The sequence below is a fragment of the Pedococcus sp. 5OH_020 genome, from assembly GCF_027812955.1.
Taxonomy (GTDB): Bacteria; Actinomycetota; Actinomycetes; order Actinomycetales; family Dermatophilaceae; genus Pedococcus.
Window position 1 is genome coordinate 1 of the sequence record NZ_JAPYZV010000002.1, and the last position, 21,149, is coordinate 21,149.

Genomic DNA, 21,149 nt, shown 5'->3' on the forward strand with positions numbered 1-21,149 from the left:
CAGTCCCACCGCCCCGACCTGGTCGACGGCGTCGGCTTCATCGTCGGCATCGACCGGATGATGAGCGAGGCCCGCGCCCTGACCAACTTCGCCGGCAACTCCGTAGCCACCATCCTGATCGGACACTGGGTCGGCCAGCTCGACCGCCCCCGCCTGGACGCCGTCCTGGCCGGAGACCTCCCCTTCGACGAGTCCACCCTCCTCGACCACGACGACGAGGACGACCAGACACCGGCCGACGAGCACCACCAGAACCACCGGGACGCGACTACCCCACTTCCCCTGCCCGCCCCTCGCTGAGCCGGGGAGCAAACCCCCCCAGAGCCACAGTCAGAGAGCTACAGCCAGAGAGCCGCGTCCGGCCGTCACGCCCATGCGTGCGGCCGGACGCGTTCTACCCACGGAGGGACATAACGTCCCGAACGGAACACGGCCCACCGCGGTGACCAGCGCAAACGCAGGAAAATGGACGGACTGTCTTGCTATCTGGATCATGCTGGGCCAACAACGCCGAGCACCGGTAGCGTTCTGCGCCGCAGGGAGATCGTGGAGGGTCTCACATGAAGACAACGTCTTCCCGCCGTAGCCTCATCGCGTTGGGCGCGTGCGCCGCACTCACCGTGTCCGCCATCGCAGCGGCGGCCGGAATGGCCGACGCCAGCCCACGCCACATGCGCCAGGCCTGGCGCCCGACACACCCGTGGCACAGACCGACCACGACGACGACGTCTGCCACCAGCACGACGACGACCACTTCGAGCACGACCACCTCGAGCACGACCACCTCCAGCACGACCACATCGAGCACGACCACCACCCCTCCGACGAAATGGCCACCTCCCTCGGGCGTGGTGTACGCGGACCATGTCGCCCAGTGGAACGTTCTCTGCAGCGCAGACCACTATCTCGCCGACGACCCGATCGTCTTCCCGGGGATGCCCGGCATGTCACACATGCATACCTTCTTCGGCAACACCTCGACCAACGCCACGACGACCATCGCGAGCCTGTCCGCGACGAGCCCCTCCAGCTGCGGTCGCGGGATGGGGGCCAGCGACCTCTCCGCGTACTGGGTCCCGTCCCTGATGAAGAAGAACGCCGACGGAACGAGCTCGGTGGTCAAGACCGAGCAGTCGAACACCGTGTACTACCGACGTGCCGGTGGCGGGCGGGGCCCGGGCGTGCTGCCCTTCCCCGTCGGACTGCGGATGATCGCCGGCAACGCCAAGGCGACCTCCGACCAGTCCCTGTCCATCGTGCAGTGGGACTGCGGGGGCGGCGGACTCGAGAGCCCCCACATGTACCAGTGTCCCGGCACTGCATCAGCACCGATCCACGCGTCCCTCATCTTCCCCAGCTGCTGGGACGGCGTGCACCTCGACAGCGCGGACCACAAGTCGCACATGGCGTACGCCGCCTCGAACGGCGCCTGCCCGGCCGACCACCCCGTGTCCTTGCCGGAGGTCACCTTCGAGCTCGACTATCCCGGCATCGCCGGTGGGCCGGCTTACTACCTGGCCAGTGGTGGCATCTACTCGCTGCACGGCGACTTCATCGCGGACTGGAACAACCAGGTCCAGAACGCTCTGGTGGCCTCCTGCCTCAACGTCCCGCATGAGTGCGGCGACATGAACCGCAACGGGAGCACGCTCTTCAGGCCGAGCTACGACCCCGAGCCGATCACCATCAACCTGAACGACTTCCCGAACACCTCGCCCTACGACGGTCACGTCTTCCCAGCACCGGTGACCTCACCGACCACGACGATGTCGATGTCGCACTGAAGGTGGCGGCGCCCGGCCCGACGCCAAGGCTGGGCCGAGCGACCACCCTCGGGGCCTACCCGGTGGCGAACACGACATCCACCCAGTAGTTGGTGCCCGTACCCGACTTGTTCGGGAACCCGCTCGTGCTCCCGTAACGGAAGACGCCGTTACCTCCACTCACCCCGTTCTTCAGGGCGTGCAGGGGTGGGGTGTCCACACCCACGGAGCTGAGGTACTTGGCGTCAGCGGCATACCGCCCCACTGGCGCGAAGTACGAGGCGACGTAGACGGTGCCGGCGGTGATCGCCACGGGCGCGGTGAAGCTCACCTGCTGCCAGCCCGACGCGCTCTCGCTCGTGAACGTGCCCGAAGCAAGCTTCGTGCCGGTCAGCGACCAGAGGTTGCCGATGTGCGTGCCCGTGTTGCCCGCGCCCTTGAAGAACCGGATCCCGGTGATCCGGCCGCTGACGTCCGCCTTGAACTTGACCCCGACCTCGACGGCCAGGGTGTCCGTACTCGCCGGAGTCGTCGGCGTCGCGGTGGCGGCCCAGATGGTGCAGGCGGTACACACCACCCCGTTGGGGGTGACCGCGTTGGACGCCACGGAGGTCGGCCCGGTCCCCACTGCGTTCGTCGCCGAGACGGTGAACGTGTAGGCGGTGCCGTTGGTCAGCCCCGTGACCACGGTCGTCGTGGCCGGCGGGCTACCCGTTACCGTGCTCGGTGTCTGCGCGGTGGTCCCGACGAAGGGCGTGACGGTGTAGCTCGTGATGGCGCTCCCGCCGTTCGACGGCGCGGTCCACGTCACGGTGGCCGAGCTGTCGCCGGCCGTGGCCGACACCGCGGTCGGCGCTGCCGGAGCGGTGGGCGCGGGCGGGGCGGCCGGGGTCACGACGTTGGAGGCGGCCGACGCGGCCCCCGTGCCCACCGCGTTGGTCGCGGACACCTTGAACGTGTACGCCGTGCCGTTCGTCAGGCCGGGCACCGTCGTCGTGGTGGCCGGCGGGCTGCCCGTCACCGTGGTCGCCGCCTGCGGCGTCGTCCCGATGAACGGTGTCACCGTGTAGGTCGTGATCGCGCTGCCGCCGTCTGACGGAGCTGTCCACGTGACTACGGCCGAGGCGTTGGCCGCACTCGCAGTCACGCCGGTCGGTGCGCTGGGTGCAGTGGCAGCACCCGCTGCGAAGACCAGGTCGACCCAGTAGTTCTCCGAGTTGAACGTGTTGACCGGGAAGAGGCTCGTGGCGCCGTAGGCGTAGACCCCGTTTCCGCCGCTGACGCCGTCCTGCAAGGCGTGCAGCGGAGCGCTGTCCTTCCCCGCGGTGGCGAAGTAGCCGCTGTCCCCGGAGTAGTGCCCGGCGGGTGCGAAGTACGACGCGACGTAGACGGTGTTCGCAGTGACCGCCACCGGCGAGGTGAAGAGGACCTGCTGCCAGCCCGTGGCCGTCTCGCTGCTGAAGGTGGCCGAGGCCAGCTTGGTCCCTCCCGCCGACCACAGCGTCCCGATGTGGGTACCGGTGTTCGCAGCCCCCTTGTAGAACCGGATGCCCTTGACCATCCCGTTGACGTCGGCCCTGAACTTCACTCCGACCTCCACCGACGACGCGTCCGCCTCGTCCACGGTGGTCGGAGTGGTGGACGCCGGCCAGATCGTGCAGGCGGAGCATCCGCTGGCCACCGGCCTGACCGTGGCCGAGGCGCCCGAGGCCGGGCCGGTGCCCACCGCGTTGGTGGCGGACACCGTGAACGTGTAGTCCGTCCCGTTGGTCAGCCCGGTGACTGTCGTGCTGGTGGCGGGCGGGCTGCCGCTCACCGCGCTGGTCGTCTGAGCGACAGTCCCGACGAACGGCGTGACCGTGTAGCCCGTGATCGGGCTGCCCCCGTTCGCCGGCGCCGTCCAGCTCACCACCGCCGAGCCGTCGCCGGCTGTCGCCGTCACCCCGCTCGGAGCGGCGGGGACGGTCGCGGGCGCTGGCGTGACGGCGCTGGACGCTGCCGACTCGGGGCCCGCCCCGACGGCGTTCGTCGCCGAGACGGTGAACGTGTAGGCCGTGCCGTTCGTCAGCCCTGCGACCGTCGTCGTGGTCACCGGTGGGCTGCCGGTCACCGTCGTCGGCGTCTGGGCAGCCGCCCCGACATACGGGGTCACGGTGTAGCTGGTGATCGGGCTTCCGCCGTTGGAGGGTGCCGTCCAGCCGACCACTGCCGAGGAGTCGCCTGCAGTGGCCGTCACTGCGGTCGGTGCGGCCGGCGCCGTGGGCCCTGTGGGTGTGACAGCGCTGGAGGGACTCGAGGCAGGGCCGGTGCCCACAGCGTTCGTCGCGGACACCGTGAAGGTGTAGGACGTCCCGTTCGTCAGACCGGTGACCGTCGTCGTGGTGGCGGGTGGGCTGCCGGTCACCGTGGAGGGCGACTGAGCGGTGGCTCCGATGAAGGGCGTCACCGTGTAGCTCGTGACCGCGCTTCCGCCGTTCGCCGGCGCCGTCCAGCTCACCGCGGCCGAACCGTCACCGGCCGTCGCCGCCACGCCGGTCGGCGCGGCGGGAGCGGTGGGCGCCGTGGGGGTCACCGAGTTCGACGACGCGGAGACGGGGCCAGTGCCCACCGCGTTGGTGGCCGCCACCTTGAAGGTGTACGTCGTCCCGTTGGTCAGCCCGGAGATCGTCGTGCTCGTCGCCGGAGGGCTGCCCGAGACGACGGTGGCCGTCTGCGCGGTGGTCCCGATGAACGGGGTCACGGTGTAGCTCGTGACCGGGCTGCCGCCGTCGGACGGCGCAGTCCAGCTCACCGTGGCGGTGCCTGCTCCGGGGGTCGCCGTGACGGTGCCGGGAGCGGCCGGAGCCGTCGCAGCCCCAGTGGTGAAGACGACGTCGACCCAGTAGTTCTCCGAGTTGAACGTGTTGGTGGGGAAGATCGTCGTCGTGCCGTAGCGGTACACGGCGTTGCCGCCGCTGACTCCGTCCTTGAGCGCGTGCAGCGGCCCGCTGTCCACCCCGGAGGCGGCGAAGTAGCCGCCATCTCCCGCGTAGTGGCCGCCAGGGGCGAAGTACGAGGCCACGTAGATGGTGTTGGCCGTGATGGTCACCGGCGTCGCGAACAGTACCTGCTGCCATCCGGAGGACGTCTCCGTGCCGAACGTGGCCGAGGCGAGCTTCGTCCCGGTCGACGTCCAGAGGCTGCCGATGTGCGTGCCGGTGTTGGTCGTGGCCTTGTAGAAGCGGATGCCCTTGATCTGCCCGTTGACGTCCGCCTTGAACTTCACGCCCACCTCCACCGACGACGGGTCGCCCTCGTCGGCCGTCTCAGGGGCTGCGGACGACGGCCAGAGCGTGCAGGCGGCACAGCTCGTGGCGGCCGGGATGACGCCGACCGAGGCGGCCGAGGTGGGCCCGGTCCCCACGGCGTTCGTGGCGGACACGGTGAAGGTGTAGGCCGTGCCGTTGCTCAGGCCGGTCACCGTGAGAGTCGTGTCCGGGGGGTTGCCACTGACCGGGATCGGGGTCTGCGCGGTGCTGCCCACGAAGGGGGTGACCGTGTAGCGGGTGATCGCACTGCCGCCGTCGGACGGCGCCGTCCAAGTGACGATCGCGGAGGCGTTGCCCGGGGTGGCGGTCACGCTCGTCGGTGCACCGGGTGCGGTGGCGGGTCCGGTGTTCGGGTTGAACATCACGTCGACCCAGTAGTTCCGGGCGTTGACGCTGGCCGTCGGGAAGGTGCTGGTGGCGCTGTTCTGGAACAGTCCGTTCAGCGTGCCGTTGACGTTGCGCAGCGCGTGCAGCGGGGGGCTGTCCACGGTGCCGTTACCGTCGGGCTGCGGCGACGGATGCGGGAACATGTACCCCTCGTCCAGCGCTGTGTGACCGGCCGGTGCGAAATACGACGCGACGTACGTCGTGTTCGCGTTGATCGAGACGGGACTGGAGAACGTCGCCTGCTGCCATCCCGACGTGCTCTCGTTCGCGAAGGTCACCGACGCGAGCTTGGTCCCGGAGGCCGTCCACAGGTTGCCGACGTGGGTCCCGCTGTTGGTGCTCGCCTTGTAGAAACGGATCCCGGTCAGGCTGCCGGACACGTCCGACTTGAACTTGACGCCCACCTCCACGGCTCCCGCCGTGCCGGAGTCCGCCTTGCCCGGCGTCGTACCCACTCCCCAGACGGAGCAGGTGCACCCGACGTTGACGGTCGTGCCGGGCGCGGGCGTCTCCAGGTTGCCGCTGTCGTCCACGGCGCGGGACCTGATCGTGGTGCTCGGGTTGCCGTGCGCGACCCAGCTGTAGCTCCAGCTGGTGGTGCCGGTGGCAGGGTGCCACGTGGCACCACCGTCGGTGGAGACCTCGACACCCGCCACGACGCCGCCTGTGTCGGCCGCGGTACCGCTGACGGTCAGCTTGCCGCCGTCACCGATGGTCGCGCCGCCGGCTGGGGAGGTGATGGTGGAGGTGGGAGCGGTGCTGTCGGTCGACGCGCTCGCGACGGTGAGACCTGTGGTCACGGCGTACGGCTGCGCGCCCATGTCGGCGAAGAGGTTCACGGTCGCCTGCTGCATGGTGCGGTCAGGGGTCAGCTGAGGGTCCCCGAGGCCCCACGACCACTGCACGGTGCCGGCACCGAAGACCAGCGCTCCGCTGGCAGCGCGGTAGAGCGAGAGGTGATGGGTCGCCGTGCTACCGGTCTTGACCGTGCTGCCGTAGTCCGTGAAGATCTCCGCCGATGTCGACGTGGTGGAGGACAGGTCGAGCAGGCCAGCCGGGCGGAAACCGTTGTCGGGTTCCTCGTCCCACTCGTAGCCCAGCGTCCCCAGACCGGAGCCGAGCGTCACCGTCTGCCCGGTCGTCAGGCCGGCCACGGGAGTGTTGCGCCAGAACCGCAGCTTGGAGTACTGCGCCGGCACCTTGATGTCGGTCGTTCCGGAGTTCACCAGGAACAGCTGCCCGGTCAGACCGTTCTGTGGCCTGCCACCGTCGGCGGGTGGGCTGAACCGGGGGTCCGCCCAGGTCCCCGTCCAGGTGGGCGGGTCCTTCGGGTCCACCACGCCGTCGTAGTGGGTCTCCTTGTAGCAGACCAGGGTTCGGTTGGCGGTGGCCGTCCCGTCGACACTCGACTCGGTCCTGGTCTTCCAGAAGACCTCGTTGCCGCTGAAGAACGCCAGGTCCACCCCGTTGTCGCGGGCCGCCTCGACGTTGGCCCGCTGGGAGCCGGACCAGTACTCGTCGTGACCCACGGAGAGGAAGGCCTTGTGGTTGGTCAGCAGCGCACCACCGGCGGACGTGCCCACGTCGATCCCCGTCGTATAGGAGAGGTCGTAGCCGTTCTGCTCCAGGAAGCGGATCATCGGGTACTCGGAGTACATCAGCCAGCTACGACCCTGGTCGTCGTCCGCGGTGTGGAACGGCCGGTTGTACGACACCTTGGCGGCGCCCTTGTATGCCGCCGGGCTCCCCGGTGGACAGCTCACCGAGCAGGTGTAGAGGCTGTTGCCGCCGTAGGAGTTGTAGGCCTGCCAGGTCTCGTCGGAGGTCTGGACGAGCAGGTCGGAGTGGCTGGAGTCGTCACGGACGATGAACACCATGTGGCTCTCGGCGACGGCGTCGTCCCGGACCAGATGGGCGATGTAGACGCCGGACACCGCTGTCGTGGGAACCGTCCAAGACGCCGACACCCCCCAGTTGCCGCAGTCGATGAGCCCCGTCGAGTCCTGGGCCGTCAGGCACGGCGGCTGGGTCTGCGGCAGGGTGGCGGAGGGCTTGAGGTTCGCGGCGACCTTCCTCGCTCCGTTGCCCTGGTAGTAGCCGAGCCGCAGAATGTCGTAGTGGTACGACCTGGACGGGGTGTTGATCTTGAACTGCACCGTCTGCCCGGGCGTGACGCTGATCGCTGTGGCGAAGCCCTGGATGGTCGACGAGCCCGAACCGGTGATGTCCCAGTCACTGGAGGGCGTCCCCGGCAGGGTGTTCTCACACGCGATGACGCTCACGACGGGGGGTCCACAGGGTCCGGCAGCCAGCGCTTGGCTCGCCTGGAAGACCTGCAAGGGCGCCACCACGATGGCCGTGACCGCGACGAGCGCGCTCAGCGTCGTGCGACGGGCGCGCCTCAGGGCGGAGGAGCTCCTGCCTTTGGAGCCGGGCTCGGGCATCTCACTCATCTGTAGGTTTCCCATCCACGCGTCGGGGTGAACGGGTGAGGCGCAGCCGGTGCGAGAAGACCGCGACCACCGAGCGCACACCCCCTCGTCGGAACCACCGGAGCGCGGGGGTGCTGCCACGAAAACCCGTGCCCCGTTCCGCGTCCTCGTCCTTGACGGTAATGGGGCACGGGCGACGTCGTGTACAGCATCGGTAGGGGGTGCAGCCGTCTCGATGCGGGATATCGTCGGCCACGACGCGGCCGAGGTCCGGCGCGGCCAGGGGGTGTTCCTGATGCAGAGGTCTGTCGCTCGGCTGGCGCTGTCGTGCGTCGTGCTGACCGGTGCCCTGGCGGGCTGCTCCGACGCAGGCACACCGCGGAGCGCCGGCTCGCCGTCCGCGGTGGCGAGCCGGAGCGGGACGGTGAGCGAAGCGCAGACCACTCCGGCCCAAGGGCGGCCCACCGGGACGTCGACGGGCAGCAGCACGTCCACAGGGCGTACCAACGCCCCGGCCGCCAGCTCGACGACACCGCGCGCATCTGGCGGGACGCCTGCGACACCAACGGTTTCGGCGACCAGGCCACCGCAGCCTCAAGACCCCCGCGAGGCCATGCCGAAGGTGACTCCTACCCGCGTCGTGCGCATCGGCTATGGGCCCGCGTCGGCGCAGGACAGGTCTCGGTTCGCCGCTGTTGCCAAGGCCTCGGCGGGATTCCTGCTGACCTCGACGGTCACGAGCCTGACGGTGTCGGGTCGGGACGCGGGCGCCGTAGCGGTCTACCGGACGAAGCCGGGCCTCACGAGGAGCACGATGTTCCAGGACCAGTACATCGTCCAGCTCGTGAACGCCGTGACCCGCGCGCCGTCCACGCCGACCTTCGTCCGCGCGGACGGCCAGGTCATGGCACTGTCCACGGGTCGCGTGGCCGTGGCGGGATGGTTCCAGGGCGACGAGGTGGTACTCGTCTACCGCCAGGCCAGGACTCCGGCTCTGGCAGCACTCGCCGCGGGAGTCCGCTCGTCGCGCGCCGGAGGGTGACCGCGCCGGACAGCTACCGCTCGCCAGGGTTGACCGGCAACCTGCCGGCCGGCGCGAACAGGGTCGAGGGCCGGCAGGCCCTCACGGCTTTGGACGCCGTGCTGACGCGCGACGAGCACCAGGACCATCGCCGTGTCGTACCGGGACGCCGACGACGAGTCGCTGCGGGCGTCGGGGCCGCGACCACCGGTGGCGTGGTACCGCCGTCTCGCGGCACAAGTGGCCGGCAGCACCCGTCCCTCGTCGCCGGCGGCACGTCAGGGGCGGCGTGCCGCGGCCACGGTCATGAACGGCCACGGCGGCAGGAGCGGCGCAAGGTAGGCGCCCGTCCCGTGGTAAACGTCGGGCCGTCCCGGCCAGACTGCGCCGCCCTCCCTGAACTCCTGGTCCAGCTCGTTGACCCAGCTCCCCGAGGGATCGAGGAAGTACGCGGCTGCATGGTCCCAGAGCCGGCGGTACCACGCCTCCCACTCTGGTTCCCCGGTCAGCCCTCGCAACAGCGCCGTTGCCTGGATGCCCTCGCAGACCGGCCAGTGCAGCCGCACCGTCGACACGGGGGTGCTGTCCCAGTCCACGGTGTACACCAGGCCCTCCCGCCCGTCGACCCCCCACGAGGAGAGAGCCTTCCTGGCCAGCGCCACCGCTGCCCCGAGCAGCCAGTCGGGGGTGGGCACCCGTGGGCTGGCATGCACGCCGCACAGCAGCCGTGCCCACTCCAGCGAGTGCCCGTACGTCGCGCCGTAGGGTCTGAAGGGATCGGCGGGGTTGTCCGCGTTGTAGTCGGGAAGCTCGTTCCACCCGGCATCGAAATGCTCGGGGATGAGCCATTCCCGCCGTCGCGCGTGCTGGTTGATGACCCGGTCGCTGATGCGCAGCGCGCGAGCATGCCAGAGGTCATCCTCGAGCGCGTCCCCGATCGCCAGGAACGCCTCGACGCCGTGCATGTTCGCGTTCGCTCCGCGGTACGGCTCCGGGTCACCCCACTCCGCCGAGTACGACTCGCTGAGCGCTCCCTCGTCCTCCTGCCAGAAGTGCCGCTCAACGACCTCACAGGCCTCTGCCGCCAGCGCCTCGGCGCCCACAGCGCCGGCGGCGACGGCTGATGCGGCAGCCAGGATGATGTGGACATGCTCGTATGCCGACTTCCGGCTACCTGCCCGCAGCTGCGCGAACCAGCCTCCGTGGGACGTGTCACGGAAGGGACCGGACAGGGACTGGAGGCCGTGTTCCAGGAGCCGCCCGGCCCCGGGGACCCCGAGGACCGAACCGAGAGCAGCGACGTGCACCATCCGCGCGGTCAACAGGACCGAGGGCTCTCGCCCCGGCATGGGGCGGCCGTCTGCCCCCAGGTACGCGAAGCCACCCTCCGGCAGGACGCTCGGCAGCACGAACTCGATGAGCCGCCTGAACCTGTCCTCCGCCCATCCGCGGTGCGTCGGCAGCTGCAGCCACGACGTCGCGGACGTGTCTGTGCCTACGGTTCCGTCGGTCACGATGCCCTTCTTGTTGCGTCGGTGAGCGTGCGAGGCGAGGCTGCACAGGCTGCCAGGAAGCCCCCGACGAATGTATCCCCGAGGCCGACGGTCGTGGGGCTCGCCACGTTGAGCGCTGGGACCGGAACGCAGGCCAGCCGGCCCCCCGCCAGCGCGGTGATGTCGAGGACGAACCGTGACGTCTGCGTGTCTGCCGGTGCGGCAGCCATGGCACGCATCGTGGCGGCCGACATCGCGTCCCCGTAGGCGTACCGCGCGGTGGCCATCCCGACGCCGGTGGCCAGGGGCCCGGCGAAGTCCTGCGCCCTCTCACCGAACGCGACCGCCCAGTGCCGCGAATGGACGACCAGCACCGGCACGAGCAGCTCGGCAGTGATGGTGCGCAATGCGTCTAGGACCTGAACGGCGTCGAGCAGGTCGACAGGCGAGCCGAGGACCTGGGTCAGCTCCTCGTCGCTCAGGCTGTACACGTCCACCAGCGAGGCCATCTGGCTACGCACGACTTCCGCGAATGCCGGCTCGTGGAACCCCGCGTCCTCGTAGAAGACCAGGGTCCCCCGCTGCGAGCCGCGGACGCACTCCTCGATGTATGCCAGGCGCTGACGCAGCTGTGGCAGGCTGCGCATGGCGTTCAGCCCCGAGACGAGCAGAACGTCAGCCTCCGCGACGGCGCCCTTGAGCTCGCTGCTCAGGGCGAGTCTCTCGTTCGCCGGGTCGTTGACGAAGATCAGCCGGTTGGCGCGCGGTGCCACGAGCTCCAGCCGGTCGGTTCGCACGCGTGCGCCGGCGGGGTACTGCACGATGAGGTGTGGGTAGGACGGGTCGTTCCCCTCGCCGACCAGGTAGCTGCATCCTTCCGACAGCAGGCCGCGCACCTGCTCGTCGGCATACGTGATGTTCACCAGCGCCGGCTGCCCGAGCCGCTCCATCGCGGACGCCGCCCTGACGCAGGTTCCCCCGAGCGACGTCGTGCCGGAGAACCTGCTGCAGAACTGGTTGATGACCTCCGGCTCCTCGACGCGACGCTCGCCACCGGAGCCGCCCTGGAGGTAGCCGAGGATGCAGGCGACCAGATCGCGCTCCGTCTGGATGGCTGTCCGAGAGAAGAGGTCCGCAGGACCGATGCCGTAGTGCTGGGCGAGCTCCCCCAGCACTACGGCGTCCCAGTCGATCTCCCGGTCGATGGCTGCGCCGAAGCCCAGGACCACGTCTGCGGTGCTCAATACAGGGCTGCCTTCCCTTCGGCGGAGAACAGCTGGATCTTGTGGGCGGCGGCTGACTTCATGGCCTGCACGCACGGCGGCTGGATGGAGAGCGGCTCGCGAAGCTTGGTGTCGGCCAGCACTTCTCGCATCTTGTCGTGGTAGGCCACCTTGATGTCGCTCGAGATGTTGATCTTCGCCACGCCATGCTCGACAGACCGGGCGATCTCCTCGTCGGGGTTCCCCGACCCACCGTGCAGCACCAGCGGCACCGACACCTTCGCCTCGATGCGCTCCAGCAGGTCGATCTTCAGCTCGGGCTTCATCCAGGAGGGGTAGAGGCCGTGGCACGTCCCGATGGCGACGGCCAGGCTGTCCACCCCGGTCTCCTGGACGAACCGCACGGCGTCCTCGGGGTCCGTGTAGATGATGTCCGCGGTGCCGTCCTCGGCCTCGTCGTCGGTCTTGCCGATGGTCCCGAGCTCGCCCTCGACGCTGATGTCCACCGCGTGCGCGGCTTCCACCACCCGCCTGGTGACGGCGACGTTGTCGTCGAACGGAAGCAGGGACGCATCGATCATGACCGAGGTGAAGCCGAGCTGGATGGCGCGCAGGGCCTCCTGGTACGTCGCGCCGTGGTCCCAGTGCACGGCGACCGGGATCGTCGTGCGCCGGGCACGGTGCAGCACCGAAGGCAGGAAGTCCGGACCGACATGGCGGACCTCGTCGGGATGGATCGCCACGATCAGCGGGGACTCCAGCTCCTCGCAGACGTCGTAGATGCCGTTCAGCATCGCGTGGTCGCTGATGTTGAACGCGGGGACCGCGAAGCGGTTCTCGCGCGCGATCTGGAGGAGCTTTACTCCGTTGACGAGCATGGGGTCCGTCTCTTTCGTGTGGTGATGGTTGGGTTCGGTGAGTGTCAGGTCAGCTCTTGACCGCGCCGGCCGTCATGCCGCCGATGAAGAACTTCTGGAAGAAGACGAAGAGGATGAGCACCGGAATGCTCCCGAGCACGCTCATCGCCATCATCTCGCTCCACTTGTAGGAGTGCTGGCCCATGAGGAGCTGGATGCCGATGGGCACCGTCCGCATGTTGTCCGTGCGCGTCAGGGTCAGCGCGAAGAGGTACTCGTTCCAGGCGATCATGAAGGTGTAGACCGCCACCGACACGATCCCGGGAAGCGAGATGGGCACGAGGATCCGCCACAGCGCTCCGAAGGAGGTCGTGCCGTCCACGCGGGCCGCTTCGTCGAGCTCTCGCGGCAGCGTGTTGAAGTAGCCGGTCATCATGACGATGGCGTAGGGGAGCGTGAACACCATGTACGTGAGGATGAGGCCCTGGTAGCTGTTGTAGAGGCGCAGCGCGACGATCAGCCCGAAGTACGGGATGAGCAACGTGATCGGTGGCACGGCCTGGATGCCGACGATGACGACGTTGATGGCTCCTTTGAGCCGGAACTCGTACCGGCTGAACGCATAGGCGGCCAGGATGGCCGTGATGAGCGTCAGCACCGTCACCGACACCGCGACGAAGTAGCTGTTGAGGAAGAACCGCACCTTCACGGGGTCTGTGAAGACGCTCGTGTACGCCGCGAACGAGAAGGTGCTCGTGACCAGCCGAGGGGGCCACGCGAAGATCTCGGAGTTGTCCTTGAACGAGCTGGACAGCATCCACAGGATCGGGAGCCCCGCGAAGCACCCTCCGAGCAGGAGTCCGAAGATCGCGCCCGACTTGAGGGCCACGCTCTGGGAGCGGCTTGTCATGGTCAGTCCCTCGCTCGCTGGTAACGGACGTAGAAGACGGCGAGGACCATCGCCAGGACGAGCAGCACCACGGCGCTCGCGGAGGCCCATGCGAACTCGTACTTGCTGAACGCCAGCTTGTACGTGTAGGTGCTGAGCATCTCGGTCCGGTCGAGCGGTCCGCCGCCGGTGGTCATCCAGATGAGGGGGAACTGCTGGGAGGTCCAGATGAGGTCGAGCAGCGCCATGCTGACGATGATCGGTCGCAGGGACGGCAGCGTGACGTGGACGAAGCGTTGCAACCACGAGGCGCCGTCGACTGCCGCGGCCTCGTAGAGGTCGGCGGAGATGCCCTGGAGACCGGCCAGCAGGCTGACCATGAAGAACGGGTAGCCAGCCCAGATGTTGACGAACGTGACGGCCGGCAGTGCGAGGTTGAGGTCCGAGAACCAGGCGACCGGCGTGTCGATGAGCCCGACGCCCTGCAGCCCGTAGTTCACCACGCCGTTGGGGTCCAGCAGCAGGCGCCAGAGGATGGCGATGATCGCCACGGTGAGCAGCCATGGCATCACGAAGATGGTCCGGAACACCGTCTTCGTCCGCTGGCCGAGGAGGGTCGTGTTGAGCAGCATCGCGAACGCCAGGCCCAGGAGCAGGTGCACGGCCACGCTGACGGATGTGAAGACGGCGGTGTTGCGGGCCGCGGTCCGGAACAGCGGGTCACCCAGCACGGTGACGTAGTTGTGCCACCCCACGAGCGAGGACGTCGGCGTCATGATGACGTTGTCGAGGAACGAGTACCTGATGACGACTACCACGGGGACGATCATCAGGACGATCATCAGGACGATGACCGGCGAGAGGTAGCCGTAGGGGACCAGCCGCCGCAACGGGAGCGGGCGGCGACGGGGAGCCTCCTGGGTCGGAGCTGCCCGAGTCGGGATCTGGGTTGCAGTCACGTGCGCCTCCTGAGCGTTGGGGCGGACCAGCAGGCCCGCCCCACCGTGCTCCGTCAGAACTTCTTGGCCCAGGCGGCCTGGACGTCGGCCAGCGACTTGTCGACGGGCTGGTTGTTCGCCAGCGTCTGCTGGAGCTGCTCGTCGAAGCTGCGCATCAGGTCCTCCGCGGTCGGCAGCCCGGTGAACTCGTTGGCCGGGACCCCCTTGTTCCAGATGTCGAAGGCGGTCTTGAACTTGGCGTCGGACTTGACGAAGTCGGGGACCGACTTGGTGTTGCCCGGGAACGCGTTGGCAACCGAGGACAGCTTGGAGTTCACGTCAGTGCTCATGAGGTACTGAACGAGCTTCCACGCCTCCTTCTTGTGCTTGCTGTTCTCCGCGACCCCGATGCCCCAGGAGGCGTACGGCATGCCGCGCTTGCCGGTGTAGCCGTCCTGCGCCGGGATGGCGGAGATGCTGAACTTCAGCTTCGGGTTGTTCTCGCGGATCAGCGTGATGTGGGCAAGGGAGTCGATCATCATGCCGACCCGGCCGTTGGTGAACTGCTCCACCTTGTCCTGCTCGTGCATCGTGAGGGTTCCCGGTGCGATGGCCTTCGCGTCGTACAGGTCCTTGACGAAGCTGACCGCGCTCTTCACGGAGTCGTTGGTCACGTCGGGCTGGCCGTCCTTGAGCATCGAGCCGCCAGACGCCCAGACCCACGACATCACGTCGTTCTGGATGCCGTTCGGGGCGTCCTGGGCCAAGGGCAGGATCCACCCGGCGTTCCCGTTCCCGGTCTTGGAAACGGCCTTCGCCGCGGCGAGGAACTCGCTGCGCGTGGTCGGAGGCTTCGCGACGCCAGCCTTGGCGAGAAGGTCGTCGTTGGTGAACATGGGGTAGACGAAGTTCACGACGGGAATCATGTAGGTCTGGCCGTCGACCTTGATCTGGCTGGCCAGCTGGGAGTCGTCGTAGCCGGCGTCCTTCATCAGGGTCGTGAGGTCGGTGACCGCCTTCTGCTTGGCGAGGTCGTTCACCCACGCCCCGTCCAGACCGACGACGTCGGCCAAGGTCTTGGACGCGGCTCCGGCAACGGTCTGCTGTTGGGTGGAGGCGTACGGCGCGCTGATCAGCTTGACCTTGATGCCGGGGTTCTGCTGCTCGAAGCCGTCCATGATGCCGCGCAGGGCGCCCTTCGGGAGCTCCGGCTCCCACCACTGCGAGAGCTCGAGCACTACTGAGCCATCGGCCGCCGTGCCCTTCTTGTCCGCCGCGCCGGCCCCCACGGGGGAGCCCTCGCCTCCGGCGCACGCAGCGAGGAGGCTCAGCGCCGAAGCAGCCCCAACCACCACCATCACCCGTGAAGCACGACTCTGTGCTCGCATTACCGCTCCGTTCCGGCGCTATTTCTGCGCTTAGTTGCTGGTTCATGCTGGTCTCTGCGAGATTAGCCGTGAAGTTGCGCACTGACAAGGGCTACGGCAATGCGTCTCAACCGCCTTGAGGCAGCGGATCCGGAAGGCTGGCGCCGTGCGCATCACCTGTGCCCAGCGGCGTCAGGACGGTCGGATCGCCAGCTGACTGCACACTCCACCTCGGTGCAGGATGGGGCGGGAACACGCAGTGATTACGCACAACCGGGCGTCTCCCAGCACGTATGCTCCCCGCATGCAGGAGGAATCGACGCGGCTGCCGGCAAGCCGGAAGGCAGCGATCGTGGCGCTGGTCGCCGATGCGGGGCAGGTCACGGTGCAGGCCCTCGCGGAGCGGCTCGGCGTCTCGGCGGACACGATCCGGCGCGACCTGGACCAGCTCGACGGCGAGGGTCTGGTCATGCGAGCCCGAGGTGGTGCCGTCGACCCGGCCCGCATGCCGCGGATGGATCCCGGACTCAACACCCGGATCCAGGTGCAGCCCGCCGCCAAGGAACGCATCGGCGCCATTGCAGCGAGCCTGGTGACGGATGGAGACGTCCTCATCATCAACGCGGGCACGACGGCGCTGGCCGTCGCTCGTCACCTGCGCGACCATCGGGGGCTGACCATCGCGACGAACAACCTGCGACTCGCGACCGAGATCTCCCCCAAGTGCTTCCGCGACCTGTACATGTTCGGCGGCGACGTGCGGTATGCGGCCCAGGCGACGATCGGTCCCGTGGCGTTCCCCGTCACGCTCGGCCGGCCCGACCTCGACATCCGCTGCGACCTGGCGCTGGTCACCGTGGGCGGCGTGGCCAGCGACGGTGGGTACTCGACGAGCAACCTGGCTGAGGCCGCGATGATGCGCGAGATGCTGCACAAGGCCGGGAAGGTGGCGATCCTGGCTGACTCCTCGAAGTTCGAGCGCCGGCTGCTCGCGCAGATCGCCCGCTTGGACGCAGCCGACTACTTCATCACGGACAAGGAACCGCCGGCCGAGCTCGCCGGTGCCCTTCGGCGCAACGACGTCGACGTCCTGTACGCACCTGCCCCCGACAGGTTGTAGCAGGACCCTGCCACCGAGTCACGCCCTCCATCCGGGCGGCCCTCGCGTCACCTTCCGGCGCGTCAGGTCTCTATCCCCGGTGCGCCTTGCTCCGGTGGCCGCGTCGAGCAGCCAGCCCGGGTCCGCGCCGCCTCGCGTGAGGCGTCATACGCAGACCGACCGGAGTGGAGCTGTATGTCGTTCGCTGAAGCCATCAGAGAGGGGCTGTCGAAGTACGCGACCTTCGACGGCCGCGCTCGTCGCTCCGAGTTCTGGTGGTTCCTCCTTTTCTTCGCCGCGGTTGCGTCGGGAGCTTCCATGCTGGATGTCGTGCTGTTCGGCATCGACAGCCACGACCCGGGCCTGATCTCGGGACTGACGACCATCGGCATGCTGATCCCGTCGCTCGCTGTGAACGTGCGACGCCTGCACGACGTGGACAGGTCGGGGTGGTGGCTCTGGCTGGGGGTCGTGCCTTTGCTGGGCACACTGCTGTTGACAGCATGGGCTGTGCAGGACAGCCACCCGGCCAACAACCGCTTCGGCGCCTGCCCCAAGCCGCTCTGACGCCTCGACTGGGGCGGCGCAAGGCTCCCCTCCTGATTCGCGCAGGGCGACCATCGCCGGGCAGGTGCCCGCCGGCACGACGCGGGGACGGACGACAGTGGCCCCAGAGGGGCTGGAGAAAGGTGTAGTCGAAGTCGCCGAACGTGATGGTCGCGAGGAGCTGGCTTCCGGGACCTCCTGCCAGACAGACCACGTGGTACGTGGTCCGCTCCCCGCGGTCGAGGACCGACTCTCGGCAGGCGACCGAGGAGTCCACGCTCGTCCCGACGCGGAACCGGGTCTGCGCGGGGGCTGCGACCTGAAGCACGACGTCCTTCCCCTGCCGTGCCGTGGACACGATGGTGACGGACTCTGGGCTGAAGGAGGGCGCAGCGGTGCCGCTCGGAGTCGTCGCGACGGTGCCGCTTCCGCTCGGCCCGCGGGGAGCCGGACCCGCCGAGCACCCTGAGGTGAGGCCCAACGCTGCGCCCACGAGCAGGGGCGCGCCGAGCAAGCAGCCGGACCGCCCCCTCGTCAGCACAGACCTGTCCCCTCTCGATGCGTCACGACGTCGTCCCCGCGCCTCCTGACCGTCTCCGGGACCCTCTTGATGAGGCGATCCGGCCTCCCCGTTCAGGCAGGTGCAGCCTCGTGGTGGACCGAGTCCTCCCGCGAGCCACCATTCGCATCTCGAATGAAGGTTGCCATGACCGAGCAGGATCTGTAGAACCCGGCCACAGGGGTCCAAGTCGAGGCCCGGCCAAGAAGAACCAAAGCGGCCGGAACGGGAGGTAGATCCCGCAAACGGCCCCTTTCAGCACCTCCCTGGAGTAGCGTCCCCGCAAGCTCAGCAGTCCCCACCGCTGCGGCCCTGCCCCCTCTCCCCAAGGACCACGGCCATGTCGAACCCCCCCGCCCGCGTTCAAGCCCCCCGCCTGCCACGCCGCCGGCTCACCTTCCGGCCGACGCGACTCTCCGGCGAGCGCGGGCGAACACGCACCGTGAGCCGCGCCCTGGTGACCGGCGTAGCAGTCGGCACCATGGTGGCCGCGCTTGCGGCTGTGGCCCCGGCGTCCGCCAGCCCAGCCGTCAGCCCAGCCGTCACCGCCGCCGCCGCACCACGGTCCGCCCCTGCGTCGACGACGGCTCTGGCCACCTACACGCGTACCAGCGCGGACCTGCGGATCTCCTCGAAGCTGACGGGCCGGGTGACCATCACGAGGTTCGGCACGTCCTTCACCGGCTCGGTGATCGACGCAGCCAGCGGCGCGGTCGTCTGGAGCAAGAACGGCAGCACGGGCCTCATGCCGGCCTCCACCGCGAAGTGGGTGACGGCGACGGATGCCCTTGCCGTCTTCGGGGCGACCGCCCGCTTCACCACCAGGGTCAAGCGCGGCTACCAGGCCGACCAGGTCATCCTCGTGGGGTCGGGCGACCCCTCGTTCTCCTCCGCTCAGCTCGCCACGCTGGCCAAGTCGACAGCCGCTGCGATGAAGGCGCGCGGCCAGCTGAGGGTCCGCGTGTACGCCGACGACTCCCTGTTCCCGACCCCCTCCCTGGCGACCGGATGGAAGTCGACGTACATCCCGAACGACACCACGTGGCTGCGGGCGCTGGTCGTCGACGGGCGGCTGGTCACTGACACCACGATCGACGCGGCGAACCTGTTCGCGGGCAGGCTCAAGGCCAACGGGCTGACTGTGACCCGCATCGGCCGGGGTAGGGCCACCTCCACCGACCCTGTCCTCGCCAGCTCCGCTGGCCAGACCGTGAGCCAGATCGTGTCCCGCATGATGCTGGAGTCGGATAACGAGCATGCCGAGGCTCTGCACCGTCTGGTGTCCCTCAGGATGGGATACGGAGCCACCTGGACCGGGGCGCGAACCGCCGCCTCCAAGCGCCTGGCCGCGGAGGGCCTCACCGCCAACGCCCTGTATGACGGGTCCGGGCTCTCGCGCAGCGACCGGCTCACCGGGCTGCAGCTGAGCCGCATGGTGACCAACATCTTCGAGACCGGCAACACCACGAAGCTTGCGCTGCTCCAGTCCGGTGCCGGCCTCCCGACGGCGGGCCAGACCGGGACGCTGAAGGCCTCCTACGGACGGTTCACCACTGCGGCGTCGAAGTGCGCGGTCGGCCGCGTCTTCGCCAAGACGGGCACCCTCTCCGACGCCGCTGCCCTGGTCGGCTGGACGCGGGGGACGGACCAGCGAGTCAAGGCCTTCGCCTTCGTCGTCAACGCCAAGAGCGCCAGCCTCACCCTGAAGCAGAGCCTCGACATGCTGGCCGCCACAGTGGTCGGCTGCTACTGACCGCCCTGGCCGCGTCGGTGCGCGCCTCCTACTGACGGCCCTCGCGCTTCTCGCGTGCTGCCCGGACCTTGGCCTCCCGCTCGCGCCGTAGCCGGCGCATAGGGTCGTCCTCCTCGCCGAGCTGCGCCGGGCCGAAGATGCTCATGCCGATCGCCCTGATGCGGTACCCGAGGCGGTACCCCAGGGACAGGCCTTCTCGGTCTGACTTGCGGCTCACGGCTGTGCTCCATTGGTTAGCGGGCGAATTGTTTGTACACTCATCATACTGCTCAGCGACCCAGGGATCGACGTGCCAGCTGCCCACACCTCCGACCTCCTCAGGCTCGACCGGCAGGTCTGCTTCGCCCTTGCCGTTGCCTCGCGCAACGTCATCGCGCTGTACCGTCCCCTGCTCGAGCCGTTGGGACTGACGCACCCGCAGTACCTCGTCATGCTCGCCCTGTGGGAGACCTCTCCCCTGCGGGTCGCCGACCTCGCCGAGCGGATCAGCCTCGAGCCGGCCACGCTCTCCCCACTGCTGAAGCGCCTGGAAGCCAACGGGATGGTGGTCCGGGGTCGCGACCCCCGGGACAACCGGGCGCTCGCCGTCTCACTGACCGGCAAGGGGGCAGCGGTGCGCAGACGAGCCGAGCGGATCCCCGGAGCGATCCTCGAGCGCCTCGGGATGGACGTCACCGAGCTGGAGGAGCTGCGCGACAGCCTCACGCGCGTGATCAGTGCCGCACGCTGACCCACGTCAGGAGACGTCCTCCAACGCGGCGCGAACCAGCGCTCGGGCAGCCCACAGCGACGTCTCCAGCCGCTCCTCCTTCTCCAGTCCACGGACGTCCTGAAGAACGATGAGGGCTTCCCAGCCGACGACCATGGCGAGCGCCGACACCAACCTCTCGAACGTCGCCTCGTCGAGCTCTGCGCGAAGCGGCTCCACCGCTCGCTCGATCCAGGCGACCCGCCGATAGCCCCGAAGCGGAGCTCCTGGCGCCTCCGGTGAACCGTCCACCGTGAGACGGATGAGAGACCGTCCCAACGCCAGCGTCTCGGTCGACATGTTCGCGAGCGCCCGCACCATCCTGGCGACCCGCTCCTCGGCGCCTGCGCCGCCATCCACCCGCGGACGTTCCCCCCGCGCGCCGTCCACCGCACCAGCGTCCGGCCCCGCCCGGTCGGCGGCGTCGATCGCCTCGTCGACCGGTGTCTGGGCCAGCCTCGCCAGCGCGGCGTCCAGCAACAGCTGCTCGAGATTCGGGAAGTACTGGTAGATCGTGCGGCGCGACATGTCGGCCGCCTTGGCGACCTCGTTGACGGACGGAGCTCGGCCGCCCTCGAGCAGCCCCGCAGCCGCGCTGACAATGGCCTCCCGCGTCCGCCGGCGCTGCGCCACCCGACCCCTGTCGTCCTCGCTCAGAGCCACGTCTCGACCCCCTTCTTCCGACCTCTTGACAGTCCTTTCCGGCGAGTGTACACCTATGCAATAAGTGCACACCAGTGCAACGAACCGAAGATCGCCGAAGTGG

Annotated in this window: 16 protein-coding genes and 1 pseudogene; 7 read left to right on the forward strand and 10 right to left on the reverse strand. The window is 68.8% G+C overall.

The genetic code is table 11. The annotated features are described in order from the left end of the window. A pseudogene (locus PHA84_RS03460) lies at window positions 1-300 on the forward strand (C4-dicarboxylate transporter DctA); the annotation flags it as partial. A gap of 256 nt (window positions 301-556) precedes the next feature. Here the strand turns inward: PHA84_RS03460 and PHA84_RS03465 are convergent. Then, on the reverse strand, window positions 557-808 hold the full coding sequence (locus PHA84_RS03465; RefSeq protein WP_270886705.1) for a hypothetical protein: 252 nt from the start codon (window positions 806-808) through the stop codon (window positions 557-559). A gap of 40 nt (window positions 809-848) precedes the next feature. On the opposite strand from PHA84_RS03465, the gene PHA84_RS03470 reads away from it, so the two are divergent. Next, window positions 849-1,784, forward strand: a complete 936-nt coding sequence (locus PHA84_RS03470; RefSeq protein WP_270886706.1) for a DUF1996 domain-containing protein — start codon at window positions 849-851, stop codon at window positions 1,782-1,784. A gap of 55 nt (window positions 1,785-1,839) precedes the next feature. Here PHA84_RS03470 and PHA84_RS03475 read toward each other — a convergent pair whose 3' ends face one another. Further along, entirely contained in the window at window positions 1,840-7,911 is a 6,072-nt protein-coding gene (locus PHA84_RS03475; RefSeq protein ID WP_270886707.1) for a DUF4082 domain-containing protein, read from the reverse strand. A 601-nt stretch (window positions 7,912-8,512) separates the two neighbouring features. On the opposite strand from PHA84_RS03475, the gene PHA84_RS03480 reads away from it, so the two are divergent. Beyond that, on the forward strand, window positions 8,513-8,932 hold the full coding sequence (locus tag PHA84_RS03480) for a hypothetical protein (RefSeq protein ID WP_270886708.1): 420 nt from the start codon (window positions 8,513-8,515) through the stop codon (window positions 8,930-8,932). A gap of 257 nt (window positions 8,933-9,189) precedes the next feature. Here the strand turns inward: PHA84_RS03480 and PHA84_RS03485 are convergent, their stop codons facing one another. The 6 genes from PHA84_RS03485 to PHA84_RS03510 are packed head-to-tail and all read right to left on the reverse strand — an operon-like array spanning window position 9,190 to window position 15,699. Continuing rightward, on the reverse strand, window positions 9,190-10,425 hold the full coding sequence (locus PHA84_RS03485) for an AGE family epimerase/isomerase (RefSeq protein WP_270886709.1): 1,236 nt from the start codon (window positions 10,423-10,425) through the stop codon (window positions 9,190-9,192). After that, complete coding sequence (locus tag PHA84_RS03490; RefSeq protein ID WP_270886710.1) at window positions 10,422-11,648, reverse strand: ADP-dependent glucokinase/phosphofructokinase; 1,227 nt, start codon at window positions 11,646-11,648, stop codon at window positions 10,422-10,424. Before PHA84_RS03490 ends, PHA84_RS03485 begins: the two co-directional genes overlap by 4 nt. Beyond that, complete coding sequence (locus tag PHA84_RS03495; RefSeq protein ID WP_270886711.1) at window positions 11,645-12,505, reverse strand: ketose-bisphosphate aldolase; 861 nt, start codon at window positions 12,503-12,505, stop codon at window positions 11,645-11,647. Before PHA84_RS03495 ends, PHA84_RS03490 begins: the two co-directional genes overlap by 4 nt. A gap of 49 nt (window positions 12,506-12,554) precedes the next feature. Next, on the reverse strand, window positions 12,555-13,394 hold the full coding sequence (locus PHA84_RS03500; RefSeq protein ID WP_270886712.1) for a carbohydrate ABC transporter permease: 840 nt from the start codon (window positions 13,392-13,394) through the stop codon (window positions 12,555-12,557). Between the two features lie 2 nt (window positions 13,395-13,396). Beyond that, window positions 13,397-14,332 carry a carbohydrate ABC transporter permease gene (locus PHA84_RS03505; RefSeq protein ID WP_270886713.1) on the reverse strand — a complete coding sequence of 312 codons (936 nt, stop codon included), beginning with the start codon at window positions 14,330-14,332 and terminating at the stop codon, window positions 13,397-13,399. A gap of 53 nt (window positions 14,333-14,385) precedes the next feature. Continuing rightward, the gene (locus PHA84_RS03510) at window positions 14,386-15,699 is read right to left on the reverse strand and encodes an ABC transporter substrate-binding protein (RefSeq protein WP_270886714.1); all 1,314 of its coding nucleotides are present in this window, start codon (window positions 15,697-15,699) and stop codon (window positions 14,386-14,388) included. A gap of 283 nt (window positions 15,700-15,982) precedes the next feature. On the opposite strand from PHA84_RS03510, the gene PHA84_RS03515 reads away from it, so the two are divergent. The 3 genes from PHA84_RS03515 to PHA84_RS03525 all read left to right on the forward strand — a co-directional run bounded on the left by PHA84_RS03515 (window position 15,983) and on the right by PHA84_RS03525 (window position 19,635). Next, the gene (locus PHA84_RS03515) at window positions 15,983-16,798 is read left to right on the forward strand and encodes a DeoR/GlpR family DNA-binding transcription regulator (protein ID WP_270886715.1); all 816 of its coding nucleotides are present in this window, start codon (window positions 15,983-15,985) and stop codon (window positions 16,796-16,798) included. Between the two features lie 174 nt (window positions 16,799-16,972). Continuing rightward, window positions 16,973-17,344: a DUF805 domain-containing protein gene (locus PHA84_RS03520; protein ID WP_270886716.1), complete on the forward strand. Its 372-nt coding sequence runs from the start codon at window positions 16,973-16,975 to the stop codon at window positions 17,342-17,344. An 878-nt stretch (window positions 17,345-18,222) separates the two neighbouring features. Then, on the forward strand, window positions 18,223-19,635 hold the full coding sequence (locus tag PHA84_RS03525) for a D-alanyl-D-alanine carboxypeptidase/D-alanyl-D-alanine-endopeptidase (RefSeq protein WP_270886717.1): 1,413 nt from the start codon (window positions 18,223-18,225) through the stop codon (window positions 19,633-19,635). Between the two features lie 28 nt (window positions 19,636-19,663). Here PHA84_RS03525 and PHA84_RS03530 read toward each other — a convergent pair whose 3' ends face one another. Next, a complete protein-coding gene (locus PHA84_RS03530; protein WP_270886718.1) occupies window positions 19,664-19,852 on the reverse strand; it encodes a hypothetical protein in 189 nt (62 codons plus the stop codon). A gap of 72 nt (window positions 19,853-19,924) precedes the next feature. On the opposite strand from PHA84_RS03530, the gene PHA84_RS03535 reads away from it, so the two are divergent. After that, a complete protein-coding gene (locus PHA84_RS03535; protein ID WP_270886719.1) occupies window positions 19,925-20,365 on the forward strand; it encodes a MarR family winged helix-turn-helix transcriptional regulator in 441 nt (146 codons plus the stop codon). A 6-nt stretch (window positions 20,366-20,371) separates the two neighbouring features. Here the strand turns inward: PHA84_RS03535 and PHA84_RS03540 are convergent, their stop codons facing one another. Continuing rightward, window positions 20,372-21,046: a TetR/AcrR family transcriptional regulator gene (locus PHA84_RS03540; RefSeq protein ID WP_270886720.1), complete on the reverse strand. Its 675-nt coding sequence runs from the start codon at window positions 21,044-21,046 to the stop codon at window positions 20,372-20,374. Window positions 21,047-21,149: the final 103 nt, after the last annotated feature.

Excerpts from the sequence above, each read along its gene's own strand:
- PHA84_RS03475 (WP_270886707.1), bottom strand. The coding sequence starts at position 7,911 with ATGAGTGAGATGCCCGAGCCCGGCTCCAAAGGCAGGAGCTCCTCCGCC.
- PHA84_RS03495 (WP_270886711.1), bottom strand. The coding sequence starts at position 12,505 with ATGCTCGTCAACGGAGTAAAGCTCCTCCAGATCGCGCGCGAGAACCGC.
- PHA84_RS03500 (WP_270886712.1), bottom strand. The coding sequence starts at position 13,394 with ATGACAAGCCGCTCCCAGAGCGTGGCCCTCAAGTCGGGCGCGATCTTC.
- PHA84_RS03510 (WP_270886714.1), bottom strand. The coding sequence starts at position 15,699 with ATGCGAGCACAGAGTCGTGCTTCACGGGTGATGGTGGTGGTTGGGGCT.
- PHA84_RS03515 (WP_270886715.1), top strand. The coding sequence starts at position 15,983 with ATGCAGGAGGAATCGACGCGGCTGCCGGCAAGCCGGAAGGCAGCGATC.
- PHA84_RS03520 (WP_270886716.1), top strand. The coding sequence starts at position 16,973 with ATGTCGTTCGCTGAAGCCATCAGAGAGGGGCTGTCGAAGTACGCGACC.
- PHA84_RS03525 (WP_270886717.1), top strand. The coding sequence starts at position 18,223 with ATGTCGAACCCCCCCGCCCGCGTTCAAGCCCCCCGCCTGCCACGCCGC.